The sequence below is a fragment of the Thermostichus sp. MS-CIW-15 genome, from assembly GCF_054060575.1.
The window spans coordinates 21,384-33,285 of the sequence record NZ_JBSSDI010000032.1 but is presented as its reverse complement, the minus strand read 5'-3'; the positions used below and the strand labels follow the sequence as shown (position 1 = coordinate 33,285).

Annotated in this window: 10 protein-coding genes; 5 read left to right on the top strand and 5 right to left on the bottom strand. The window is 60.8% G+C overall.

The features are described from left to right. Window positions 1–355 precede the first annotated feature (355 nt). From bchL to ACVW0R_RS11220, 3 genes are all read left to right on the top strand, one after another. Complete coding sequence (gene bchL, locus ACVW0R_RS11230; RefSeq protein WP_041439195.1) at window positions 356–1,192, top strand: ferredoxin:protochlorophyllide reductase (ATP-dependent) iron-sulfur ATP-binding protein; 837 nt, start codon at window positions 356–358, stop codon at window positions 1,190–1,192. 158 nt (window positions 1,193–1,350) lie between these two features. After that, on the top strand, window positions 1,351–2,328 hold the full coding sequence (locus ACVW0R_RS11225; RefSeq protein ID WP_011431182.1) for a protochlorophyllide reductase: 978 nt from the start codon (window positions 1,351–1,353) through the stop codon (window positions 2,326–2,328). 29 nt (window positions 2,329–2,357) lie between these two features. Beyond that, window positions 2,358–3,758 carry a ferredoxin:protochlorophyllide reductase (ATP-dependent) subunit N gene (locus ACVW0R_RS11220; protein ID WP_011431183.1) on the top strand — a complete coding sequence of 467 codons (1,401 nt, stop codon included), beginning with the start codon at window positions 2,358–2,360 and terminating at the stop codon, window positions 3,756–3,758. Here the strand turns inward: ACVW0R_RS11220 and ACVW0R_RS11215 are convergent. The 4 genes from ACVW0R_RS11215 to ACVW0R_RS11200 all read right to left on the bottom strand — a co-directional run bounded on the left by ACVW0R_RS11215 (window position 3,755) and on the right by ACVW0R_RS11200 (window position 7,935). Continuing rightward, on the bottom strand, window positions 3,755–3,991 hold the full coding sequence (locus ACVW0R_RS11215; protein WP_011431184.1) for a hypothetical protein: 237 nt from the start codon (window positions 3,989–3,991) through the stop codon (window positions 3,755–3,757). The two genes, ACVW0R_RS11220 and ACVW0R_RS11215, sit on opposite strands and share 4 nt — an antisense overlap. Before the next feature lie 75 nt (window positions 3,992–4,066). Continuing rightward, entirely contained in the window at window positions 4,067–5,377 is a 1,311-nt protein-coding gene (gene hemL / locus ACVW0R_RS11210) for a glutamate-1-semialdehyde 2,1-aminomutase (RefSeq protein WP_011431185.1), read from the bottom strand. A gap of 78 nt (window positions 5,378–5,455) precedes the next feature. Beyond that, window positions 5,456–6,694, bottom strand: a complete 1,239-nt coding sequence (ispG, locus tag ACVW0R_RS11205) for a (E)-4-hydroxy-3-methylbut-2-enyl-diphosphate synthase (RefSeq protein ID WP_457502062.1) — start codon at window positions 6,692–6,694, stop codon at window positions 5,456–5,458. A 725-nt stretch (window positions 6,695–7,419) separates the two neighbouring features. Then, window positions 7,420–7,935 (bottom strand): bifunctional nuclease family protein, encoded by a 516-nt coding sequence (locus ACVW0R_RS11200; RefSeq protein WP_457502063.1) that lies wholly within the window; start codon window positions 7,933–7,935, stop codon window positions 7,420–7,422. 65 nt (window positions 7,936–8,000) lie between these two features. Between ACVW0R_RS11200 and ACVW0R_RS11195 the strand changes: the two genes are divergently transcribed. Further along, a complete protein-coding gene (locus ACVW0R_RS11195) occupies window positions 8,001–8,831 on the top strand; it encodes a cobalt-precorrin-6A reductase (protein WP_457502061.1) in 831 nt (276 codons plus the stop codon). On the opposite strand, the gene ACVW0R_RS11190 is transcribed toward ACVW0R_RS11195, so the two are convergent. After that, the gene (locus tag ACVW0R_RS11190; protein WP_011431189.1) at window positions 8,789–9,145 is read right to left on the bottom strand and encodes a single-stranded DNA-binding protein; all 357 of its coding nucleotides are present in this window, start codon (window positions 9,143–9,145) and stop codon (window positions 8,789–8,791) included. The two genes, ACVW0R_RS11195 and ACVW0R_RS11190, sit on opposite strands and share 43 nt — an antisense overlap. A 372-nt stretch (window positions 9,146–9,517) precedes the next feature. On the opposite strand from ACVW0R_RS11190, the gene ACVW0R_RS11185 reads away from it, so the two are divergent. Continuing rightward, window positions 9,518–11,668 carry an NAD(P)H-quinone oxidoreductase subunit 5 gene (locus ACVW0R_RS11185; RefSeq protein ID WP_099812848.1) on the top strand — a complete coding sequence of 717 codons (2,151 nt, stop codon included), beginning with the start codon at window positions 9,518–9,520 and terminating at the stop codon, window positions 11,666–11,668. The last annotated feature ends 234 nt before the right edge of the window (window positions 11,669–11,902 follow it).

Here is an 11,902-nt window from a genome sequence, read left to right as displayed (position 1 = left end):
TCAGCGTCGCGTAGTGACAACGGAAACGGACAGAATGCTATCGCTTCACCGCTGAGCAGTAATGCTCAGCAGTGTTCAGCGTAAATGTATCAGGACGTTTGTCGTCAGCGCTCGTCAGAGGCGAGGAGAGAGGCATCATTTGCTTTTGATCTACTTTTATACAAAAACAAAAAACAAAAGCTGATAAACAGCTAAAATCTAGCTCTAAAAATCTTTTGGACGGAATTTTGTCTGTCCAGCGATTTAGGAAACTCCTTTAACCTGTTTTAGACTTCCCTTAACTCTTCTTAACACTTCTCAGGAGGTGGATGGGCTGCCGATAATGGCCTTTGCCAGGCTTGTGGAGGAACGTGCTGTGAAGTTGGCAGTTTACGGAAAGGGTGGGATCGGCAAGTCCACCACCAGTTGCAACCTCTCGGTGGCTTTGGCCAAGCGGGGCAAAAAGGTTCTGCAGATCGGCTGTGATCCCAAGCACGACAGCACCTTCACCCTGACCGGCTTTTTGATCCCCACCATCATCGACACTCTGGAGGCCAAGGGCTACCACTACGAAGACATCTACCCGGAGGACGTGATCTACCGCGGCTATGGCGGCGTAGATTGCGTCGAGGCGGGCGGTCCACCGGCGGGGGCCGGCTGTGGCGGCTATGTGGTGGGGGAGACCGTCAAACTCCTGAAGGAGCTAAATGCTTTCGATGAATACGACGTCATTCTCTTCGACGTGCTGGGGGACGTGGTGTGCGGCGGCTTTGCTGCCCCCCTCAACTACGCCGACTACTGCGTGATCGTGACCGACAACGGCTTTGACGCCCTCTTTGCCGCCAATCGCATTGCCGCCTCGGTGCGGGAGAAGGCCAAAACCCGCAAGCTGCGGCTGGCCGGGTTGATCGGCAATCGCACCAGCAAGCGGGATCTCATCGACCAATACGTCTCGGCAGTGCCCATGCCCGTGCTCGAGGTGTTGCCACTGGTCGAGGACATTCGCATCTCGCGGGTGAAGGGCAAAACCCTCTTCGAGATGGCAGAGACGGATCCCAGCCTGGAGCCCGTCTGTCAGTACTACCTGAACATCGCCGACGAGCTGCTGGCCCGCCCGGAGGGGATCGTGCCCCGGCCTGCCGAGGATCGGGAGCTGTTTGCCCTGCTTTCGGACTTTTACAAAACCCCCGTGCGGGAGCCGGCGCTGGTGTAAGGGATCCCAAGCCTGCCAGCTTGCCGGTGTGTCTAAAAGTGAAGCAATTGTTTCGAAAAACCGTCGCAAACCTTATCAATTCGTTGTCTGGCCCGCTTTCCACTCCAAGATGGATTGTGCAGGAAATCCCTCTTGAGGACATGGCAGAGGAGTTGGATATGCAAGCACAAGCGCAACCCACCGTGGTGATTACCGGAGCTTCTTCCGGCGTCGGCCTGTATGCGGCTTTGGCTTTGGCCAAGCGGGGCTGGCACGTGGTGATGGCCTGTCGGGATCTGGACAAAGGCCGGCGGATGGCCCAGCAGGTGGGGATCCCCCAGGGCAGCTACACCTTGATGCCGATCGATCTGGCCAGCCTGGCCAGTGTGCGGCAATTTGTCGAGCAATTTCGCCAGTCGGGCCGCTCTCTGGATGCCCTGGTGTGCAACGCCGCCATCTACATGCCCTTGCTCAAGCAGCCCCTGCGCAGCCCGGAGGGCTATGAGCTGACCATGGCCACCAACCACCTGGGGCACTTCTTGCTCTGCCATTTGATGCTGGAGGATCTGAAGCGCTCCACTTACCCGGATCGGCGGCTGGTGATCTTGGGCACCGTCACCCACAACCCCAAGGAGCTGGGGGGCAAGATCCCGCCCCAACCCCACCTGGGGGATCTGCGGGGTTTTGCCCAGGGTTTCAAGGAGCCGATCAGCATGGCCGATGGCGGCAAGTTCGATCCCGTCAAGGCCTACAAAGACAGCAAAGTCTGCAACATCCTCACCATGCGGGAGCTGCACCGCCGCTTCCACGAGAGCACCGGCATCACCTTCCTCTCCCTCTACCCCGGCTGCGTGGCGGAAACAGGCCTCTTCCGCCATCACTATCCCCTGTTCCAAAAGCTCTTCCCCTGGTTTCAAAAAAACATCACCGGTGGCTATGTCTCCCAGGAGCTGGCCGGCGAGCGGGTGGCCCAGGTGGTGGCGGATCCCGAGTTTCGCCAGTCAGGGTTCTACTGGAGCTGGGGCAACCGGCAACGCAAGAATGCCAAGCCCTTTAACCAAGAAGTCTCGGACGAAGCAGGGGACGAGGCCAAGGCCAAGCTGCTCTGGGATCTGAGCGAAAAATTGGTGGGCGTGCCCCAGTTGGTCGCCCTCTAGCTTGACAAACCCTTTTCTAGGAGCCGACGATGACTGCTGCTGTGGATACTTCCAATACCCTCCACTTTCAATGCGAGACCGGCAACTACCACACCTTCTGCCCGATTAGTTGCGTGGCCTGGCTCTACCCCAAAATCGAAGACAGCTTCTTTTTGGTGATCGGCACCAAAACCTGTGGCTACTTTTTGCAAAATGCCATGGGGGTGATGATCTTCGCCGAGCCGCGCTATGCCATGGCCGAGCTGGAAGAGGGAGATATCAGCGCCAAGCTCAACGACTACGAGGAGCTGAAGCGGCTGTGCCTGCAAATCCAGCGGGATCGCAACCCCAGCGTCATCGTCTGGATCGGCACCTGCACCACCGAGATCATCAAAATGGATCTGGAGGGCCTGGCACAGAAGCTAGAGGCCGAGATCGGGATCCCGATTGTGGTGGCGCGGGCCAACGGCCTCGACTACGCCTTTACCCAGGGGGAAGACACGGTGTTGGCTTCCATGGCCCAGCGCTGCCCGGAGCAGGTGCAGGAAGAGGAGCGGGAGACGCGGGGCGGCCTGCAGGCCCTTTTCTACGGGCTGCGCTCCGGCAAAAAGAAAGAGGAAGAGGGCTTCCACCCCCACCCGCCGCTGGTCATCTTCGGCTCCGTGCCGGATCCGGTGGTTACCCAACTCACTCTGGAGCTGAAAAAATACGGGATCCGCGTCTCCGGCTGGCTGCCAGCCAAGCGCTACGGGGAGCTGCCGGCCATCGAGCCGGGCACCCATGTGGTGGGGGTGAATCCTTTCCTCAGCCGCACCGCCACCACGCTGGTGCGCCGCAAAAAGGCCAAGCTCATCCCTGCTCCTTTTCCCATCGGGCCAGATGGCACCCGCGCCTGGATCGAAGCCATTGCCCGCGAGCTGGGGATCCCGACTCCAGGCCTGGCAGAGCGGGAAGCGGAAGTGTGGCGCCACCCCCAAGTTCAAGAGTACCTGGGCCTGCTGCGGGGCAAGAGCGTCTTCTTCATGGGGGATAACCTGCTGGAGGTCTCCCTGGCCCGCTTCCTGGTGCGCTGCGGCATGACGGTGCAGGAAATCGGGATCCCTTACCTCGACAAGCGCTACCAAGCCGCCGAGCTGGCCCTCTTGGAGCGCACCTGCGAGGAGATGGGGGTGCCCAAGCCCACCCTGGTGGAGAAGCCGGATAACTACCACCAACTGCAGCGCATCAAAGCCCTGCAGCCGGATCTGGTGATCACGGGCATGGCCCACGCCAACCCCCTCGAGGCCCGCGGCATCACCACCAAATGGTCGGTGGAGTTTACCTTTGCCCCGATCCACGGCTTCGGCAACACCCAGGCGCTGCTGGAGTTGGTCACCCGCCCGCTGCGGCGCAACGCCGCCCTCAAAGGCTTGGGCTGGGAACAGTTGGTACGCGAAGAAGCTTCTGTCTAGCCCTCTGGCTCCTCGTTGTCGAAGAGCAAGCCGTCCAGGTGATCCGGAAGTTGCTGCCGGTCGATCCAGACCATGCCCGCCAAAATCGCCTCGGCCTCATTTTGGAAGTAGCCGTAGGCTTTGGCAGCAGGCTCCACTGAGCCATCCTGACGTAGCCGCTGGCAGCAAAAGATAAACCCCTTGTCGGTAGTTTGGGTGGTGATGCGCCAGTTGCGGTGGATGTGCTCGGCCATGGTCGGGGATCCCAATGCAGCAAGGGAGCTCCCTCACCCCCAACCCCTCTCTCAAGGGGAGAGGGGAGAAAAACCCTAGAGCGTGCGCAGCACCTCTCGCGCTGCCTCTAGGGTTCTCTCCACATCGGCCTCGGTGTGGGCCAGGGAAGTGAAGCCGGCCTCAAATTGCGAGGGCGCCAGATACACCCCCCGCTCCAGCATGCCGCGGTGGAAGCGGGCAAACTTCTGCAAATCCGAGCGCTTGGCCTCCTCGTAGTTGCGCACCGGGCCGGCGGTGAAGAAAAAGCCGAACATGCCGGGCAAATAGCCCCCGCACATCTCATGACCGGTCTCTTGTGCAATCTGCAGCAGCCCCGTCGCCAACTGCTCGGTAATCCGCTCCAGATACTCATAGGTACCGGGTCGGCGCAAGATGTCCAGAGTGTGGATCCCGGCCGTCATGGCCAGGGGGTTGCCGGAGAGGGTGCCCGCCTGGTACATGGGCCCCGCCGGCGCCACCATCTCCATAATCTCCCGCCGACCGCCGTAGGCCCCCACCGGCAGGCCGCCGCCGATCACCTTGCCCAGGGTGGTCAAATCGGGGATGACGCCAAACTTGGCCTGCACGCCGCCGTAGCTGATGCGAAAGCCGGTCATCACCTCGTCAAACACCAGCAGGGCGCCATACTTTTGCGTCAGCTCCCGCAAACCCTCCAAAAAGCCCGGCTGCGGCGGAATGAAGCCGGCATTGCCCACCACCGGCTCCAGGATCACGCCGGCAATGGAGTCGGGATACTGCTCAAACAGAGCCTTGACTGCCTCTAGGTCGTTGTAGGGGGCGGTCAGCGTGGCACTGGTGGCAGCCTTGGGCACCCCCGGCGAATCTGGCAGGCCCAGCGTGGCTACCCCCGAGCCGGCCTTGACCAAAAACATGTCCGCATGGCCGTGGTAGCAGCCCTCGAACTTGATCACCTTTTCCCGCCCGGTGTAGGCCCGCATCAGGCGCAGCGCCGCCATGCAGGCTTCGGTGCCGGAGTTGACAAAGCGCACCATCTCCACGCTGGGCACCGCCTCGATCACCCGCTCGGCCAGCTCGTTTTCCAAAACGCAAGGGGCGCCAAAGCTGGTGCCTTTCTCCAGGGCCCGCCGCAACGCCTCGATCACCTCGGGGTGGGCGTGGCCGACAATCGCCGGCCCCCAACTGCCGATGTAGTCGATGTACTGGTTGCCATCCACATCCCAGGCGTAGGCGCCGGCAACGCGGTCGAAGACGACGGGATCCCCGCCCACCGACTTAAAGGCACGCACCGGAGAGCTGACGCCCCCCGGCATAAGCTGCTGCGCCCGTGCAAAGATCTGCCTGGAGCGGCTGGTGTTAAACGAGCGAGTGGGGAGAGTGCTGGTCATACTGGGAGCTGTTCAACGCATCTTCTAGGCTAGCAGGCAAGGAGACCTGCTGGTGGACTGCTGCCCTCTCTTTTGGTTTTAGTTACTTGGGCTTCCTTCTGGGGGATCCACCCACCGCCCATCGGCTTTGATGAGCTCGATCAGCGCCTGGACGCCCTCCGACTCGGGCACCTTCTTCACCTCCTCCTTTCCGCGGTAGAGGGAGATGTAGCCGGGGGTTTTCCCCACATAGCCGTAGTCGGCGTCGGCCATTTCCCCCAGCCCGTTGACGATGCAGCCCATGACGGCAATGTCGAGGCCCACCAGGTGCTGGGTTGCGGCCCGCACCTTCTGCAGTACTTCCTCCAAGTTGAAGAGGGTGCGGCCACAGGAGGGGCAGGCCACATATTCCACCATGGTTTTGCGCAGGTTGAGGGCCTGCAAGATGCCGTAGGCCACCGGGATCTCTTTTTCCGGGGCTTCGGTTAGGGAAACCCGAATGGTGTCACCGATCCCCTCAGCCAGAAGCGTCCCGATCCCCACTGCCGATTTGATGCGGCCATATTCTCCATCGCCGGCCTCGGTCACCCCCAAGTGGAAGGGGTAGTTCAGGCCCAAGGCATCGAAGCGGCGGGCCGCCAGCCGGTAGGCCGCCAACATCACCTGCGGACGGGAAGCTTTGAAGGAAAGAACTACGTTGTGGAAGTCTTGCTCGGCGCAAATCTCGGCATATTCTAGGGCCGACTCCACCATGCCCTCTGGAGTGTCTCCATACATGAAGAGCATGCGCTCGGCCAGGGATCCGTGGTTGACGCCGATGCGCAGGGCTTTGTTCTGAGCTTTGAGGGTCTGCACCAGGGGGGTGAAGGTTTCGCGGATCTTATTGCGGATGGCCTCCAGTTCGGCTTGGGTGTACTCGGTGCGACCGGGCTGCGGCTTTTCCAGGACGAACAGACCCGGGTTGATGCGCACCTTGTCCACGTATTGGGCGACCTCCAGGGCGATCTTGATGCCGTTGTGGTGGACATCGGCCACCAGCGGCACCGGCTTGTAGGTTTGGATCAGCTTGCTCCGAATCGCCTCCATCGCCTTGGCATGGGCCATGCTGGGAACGGTAACCCGCACGATCTCCGAGCCCGCCTCGTGCAGACGACGGATGGCCGCCACCGCCGCATCGATGTCGAGAGTGTCTTCGTTGATCATGGACTGCACCACCACCGGGTGCTGGCTGCCGATCAACACGTTGCCTACGGCTACGGTGCGGGTAGGACGACGGGGGTAGACCGGTTCTGGGTAGGGCTGCTGAGAGGGCGCGTTGGGCCGATCTAGAGTCTGCATGGCTTGCTAAAAAAGGGCTGCTCTAGCTTGATTGTAGGCCGAAATGCCAGCAAGACCGAGGATCTCCCCGCTTGGCCCACAGCTCCGACCCCCCGGCTTTGGCTAAAAAGCGCGGCACAGGTCTAGGGGTAGAAGGCGCAAACGAGCTGACTTCTCGGACAAATGGCGCAATAAAGAAAAGTCAAGCCAATCAACTGCCCCAGGGGAGCAGGATCACTCTCGATGAAGCCGTCCTAGCCGCACAAGCCGCACAATTTGCTAGAAACTAGGGTGTCGGTACTCCCTTTGTCAAGCTGGGCAAACTCCCCTGCCATTCTTGCCAGGGGGACGGTGGCTTTGAAGCAAGCCCGCCTGCCTTGGACGGCAACAGGGTGTCAAAGCAAAACACCCTGAGTTCCAAGATGAGCCGTATGCACCTGGGAGCTCTAGAGGGAGAGAGAGCAATCCCCGGTTAGCGGTATAACCTCGGTCTCAAAGGTTTCTAGAGAAATCCCTCCGCACGAGCAGGCAGCGTTTTGGCTAGGGCCGATAAGCAGGAATTAAAATGCTCCCCTTGGGCTGGCGCGAGGGCGTCCTTTGCGGCCAAGTCTGAGGTGGAGGCAAGCCGCCCCTGAAAACGGCACTCAAGGGCCTAGGGGAACTGTCTACAGGGAAAGAGGCAACTGCCGGCGCTGAGGGTGCTCTTGGAGCCGCTCAGCATCTGTCCTAGCGGAGAAGACAGGGCTTCAGCCATCCGATTCCGTGGGCTGATCCCTGAGGAGGTGGCTGCGAATAAAGTCTTTGGGCGTCACGCTTTCCACAAACTTATGGAAGGCCTCCCGCTCTGCCTCGTCGGCATCTTGGTTCATCGGGATCGAAGCTTCCGCAATCACCTCTTCTACGGTCCAGATGGGGACATGGGCCCGCAAGGCAAGGGCAATGGCATCGCTGGGGCGGCAGTCGATCTCCTGCTTTTTATCGCCGCAGACTGTAACAAGCACTGCATAGAAGGTGTTGTCCAGCAGCGCGTGGATGATAACCCGCTCCAGCTTGATCCCCCAAGCTTTCCAGGAGTTCAGAATAAGGTCGTGGGTCATGGGGCGGAGGGGCTTTTGGTCGTCCAGCGCCTGCAGAATGGCGTTGGCCTCCGCTCTTCCTACCCAGATGGGTAGGGCACGCCGCTCATGGGTATCGCGCAAGATGACAATGGGAGCCTGGTTGACAGCGTCGACCGCGATCCCAGCCACATGCATCTCGATCATGAGCACTCGCCTCCAGCCTTCAGACCTCGATCGTATCCACTGGTAGCAAACTTTGGCAACACAGCATGGGCTCGGTTCGTACATCACTTGAAGTGGCCCTCATCGGTGGCACCAGCGAAAGCCGCAGCTTGGCCCACGTCCTCAGCCATGAGGGGATCCCTTGGATAGCCACCGTCACCACCGAGGGCGGAAGAAGGCTGTATCGGGATCTGCCCGGCCAGGTGGTGGTGACGCGATTTTCGCCGCCATCTTTGGCACAATTCCTACAGGAACACGGGATCCGCGTGCTGGTAGATGCTTCCCATCCCTTCGCCCAGGAGATCTCCCAACTGGCCATGCAGGTGACCGCCCAACTGGGGATCCCCTACCTGCGCTACGAGCGCCCCCCGGTGGCGTTGGATCCCTGGGTACAGGTGGCGCCGGACTGGCAGGCGGTGCTCACGGATGGCGTACTGGCGGGGCGGCGGGTGCTGCTGACGGTGGGGGTGAAGGCATTGCCCCTGTTTGGGCCCTGGCAGGATCGCTGCCAACTGTGGGCGCGGGTGCTGCCGGAGTCGGTTCCCCAAGCGGTGCAAGCCGGGATCCCTGCCGAGCGGGTGATCGGAATGCGCCTGCCCCTCAGCTTTGAGCAGGAACTGCGGCTTTGGCAGAGTCTAGATCCTCAGGTAGTCATCAGCAAGGAGTCTGGAGAAGCGGGTGGGCTGGCCGTCAAGCAGGCAGTGGCCAAAACCCTGGAGATCCCGCTGTGGGTCATCCGGCGGCCACCCTTGCGCTATCCCTGGTGCAGCCAGGATTTGACAGCGGTGGTGCAGGAGTGCAAGCGCCGACTGGCCGGAGCTCAGGCTCAAACAAATCAAAACGGCTCCTCGGCGGGCAGGTCAGCCTCCCGGTCTTGACGGGATCCCAGGAGTTCGAGGCGATCTACGGCAATGACGGGTCTTTGGCGATCCTCACCGGTGGATTTGTCTTTCCAGCGATCGAACTTGAGGCTGCCGGTTACCCCAATGAGGCTGCCCTTGCGCACATATTCTCCGGCCACCTCGGCGGTGCGCCCCCACAGCTCTAGGTTGAACCAATCGGGCTTGTCTTCGCCTTTGCGGAAGCGGTTCACCGCCAAGCTAAAGGTACACACCACCCTGCCCGACTCAAAGTAGCGCACCTCCGGATCCATGCCGGCTCGCCCCACCAAGGTCACCAAGTTCAGGCTCATGGGCTTTTCTCCAGACAGTCTGCAGCTTTCAGCCTTTAGTTGTAGCGCTTGCAAGGGATCCCTGTCATCTTGGCAACGACAGTCTCAGCCGATCCCGTCAGCGGGCCGTAGGCCTTGCGGATCTGAGCTGGGGGAGAGTCTTCAGGATATCTCCCGATTCTCCTGCGGGGATCTCGGTTGATCGGGAAGAAGAATCTTTGCTCTCATGGACTGGGTGGTTGCAGGGGGGGCGCTGATCGTGTTGCAAAGATTTACAATATCAAAAGCTCCAGAGCACCTGCCGGCCTAGGCCCCTGATCCCGACAGACAAATTGCCACCGGCCAGCAAGAAGGGCTCATCACTGCAAGAGGACGCATTCAGCACCAGTTCCTATGGAATTCATCTACGCATACGCCTGGTTGATCCCCGTTTATCCGTTGGTGGCGGCTTTTTTACTCGGCTTGGGCATTTTGCTGTTCAATGCCTGGACAAGGGCCAACCGCTCTCTGGCCGCCTTCTTGAGCGTGTTCGCGACGGGAACGGCGATGGTTCACGCCTTTGCCCTCTTGGCCGGCCAAGTGCAGGGCCATGAGACCGTTCTCAAAACCCTCACCTGGGCTCAGGCGGGCTCCTTCTCCCTGGACATGGGCTTTGTGGTGGATCACTTGAGCGCCATGATGCTGGTGGTGGTAACCACGGTGGCCTTTCTGGTGCAGATCTACTCCGACGGCTACATGGCCCACGACCCTGGCTATGTGCGTTTCTACGCCTACCTGAGCCTGTTTGCCTCCTCGATGCTGGGCCTGGTGGTCAGCCCCAACCTGGTGCAAATCTATGTCTTCTGGGAGCTGGTGGGGATGTGCTCCTACCTGCTGATTGGCTTTTGGTACGAGCGGCAGGCAGCGGCGGAGGCAGCCCAGAAGGCGTTTGTCGTCAACCGGGTGGGGGACTTTGGGCTGTTGCTGGGCATTTTGGGCTTCTACTGGATTTCCGGCACGTTTGGGTTCGAGGAGCTGGCTCGCAATGTGGAGCAGATGGTGGCCAACGGCGCGGTGAGCAGCAGCTTGGTTGCCCTGTTTGCGGTGTTGGTGTTCTTGGGCCCGGTGGCCAAGTCGGCCCAGTTCCCGCTGCACGTGTGGCTGCCGGATGCCATGGAAGGCCCCACGCCCATTTCGGCCCTCATCCACGCAGCCACGATGGTGGCCGCCGGGGTGTTCCTGTTGGCGCGCATGTTCCCGCTGCTGGAAGGGATCCCACCAGTCATGGACCTCATCGCCTGGACAGGGGCGGGCACGGCCTTTTTGGGGGCCAGCATTGCCATCACCCAAAACGACATCAAAAAGGGCCTGGCCTACTCCACCATTTCCCAGCTGGGCTACATGGTCATGGCCATGGGATCCGGTGCCTATGGGGCAAGCTTGTTCCACCTGATGACCCACGCCTACTTCAAGGCGCTGCTCTTCTTGGGCTCTGGCTCTGTAATTCATGGCATGGAGGCGGTGGTGGGCCACGACCCGGTCTTGGCCCAGGACATGCGCCTGATGGGAGGGCTGCGCAAGTTCATGCCCGTTACGGCCTTCACGTTTTTGATCGGCACGCTGGCCATCTGTGGGATCCCGCCCTTTGCCGGCTTTTGGTCTAAAGATGAGATTTTGGCCGCGGTTTTTGAGCGCAACCCGGCCCTCTGGGGGGTGGGCTTCCTCACGGCGGGGATCACCGCCTTCTACATGTTCCGCATCTACTTCCTCACCTTTGAAGGGGAGTTTCGCGGCACCAACCTGAAGCTGCGGCAGGAGGTGGCCGTCAGCCAAGGCCGACCGGTGCCGGCTTTTGCCTACGCGTTTGCCGGGAAAGAGGCGGCCTATGGTCCCGGAGCCATGAACATTTACGAAAAGCCCCAGCCCAGCAGCCATCCCGAAGCTGGGGGAGAGGGACACGAAGGGCATGGCCACGCTGCCGAGCCGCATGAATCTCCGGCATCGATGACGATTCCGCTGGTGGCGCTGGCCGTTCCTTCCGTGCTGATCGGCTTGGTGGGCACTCCCTTTGCCAACTTCTTCGAGGCTTTCATCCATGCGCCTGGTGAGTCTGCAGCAGAAACTGGTTGGGCCCAGGTGGCCGCCGAGTGGCAAGCGGTGCTGGCCGGCCACTTCGATTGGGCAGAGTTTCTGATCATGGCGGGCAGCTCGGTGGGCATTGGGCTGATCGGCATTGCCCTGGCGGGTCTTATCTACTGGCAAAAACGTATTGATCCCAGCACCTTCCCCCAAAGTCTGCAACCCCTGTACTACTTCTCCCTCAACAAGTGGTACATTGACGACCTCTACGAGCGGGTCTTTGTGCGGGGCACCCGCTTTGTGGCGCGGGAGGCCTTGGAGGTGGACAGCCGCATTGTGGATGGGGTGGTCAACTTGACGGGCCTGGCGACCATGGTCGGCGGCGAAGTGATGAAATATCTGGAGAACGGCAAGGCGCAGTTTTACGCTTTGATCATCTTTGCGGCGGTGGTGGTGATGGTGGTGCTTTCTGGGGTTGGGGTCTAGCCCAGGAGCTCGGTTGCTGCTGATCAAGGTTTTGCCATCAGCAGTAAACTAACCGGCTCCGACCGCCCCCCTCAATCCCCTCGTATACGGGGGGCAGGGGGGCCGGGGGGCAAGTCTTCCAAGGCAATAGGACTGTTGGTTGCCTGCGCCCTACAAACAATCGCTTTGGAGAGGCAGTGATTCACCCAAGCCTGAGAGCGTCTCTCCCTGCCAGACAGCCGCTGAGCGACCGAA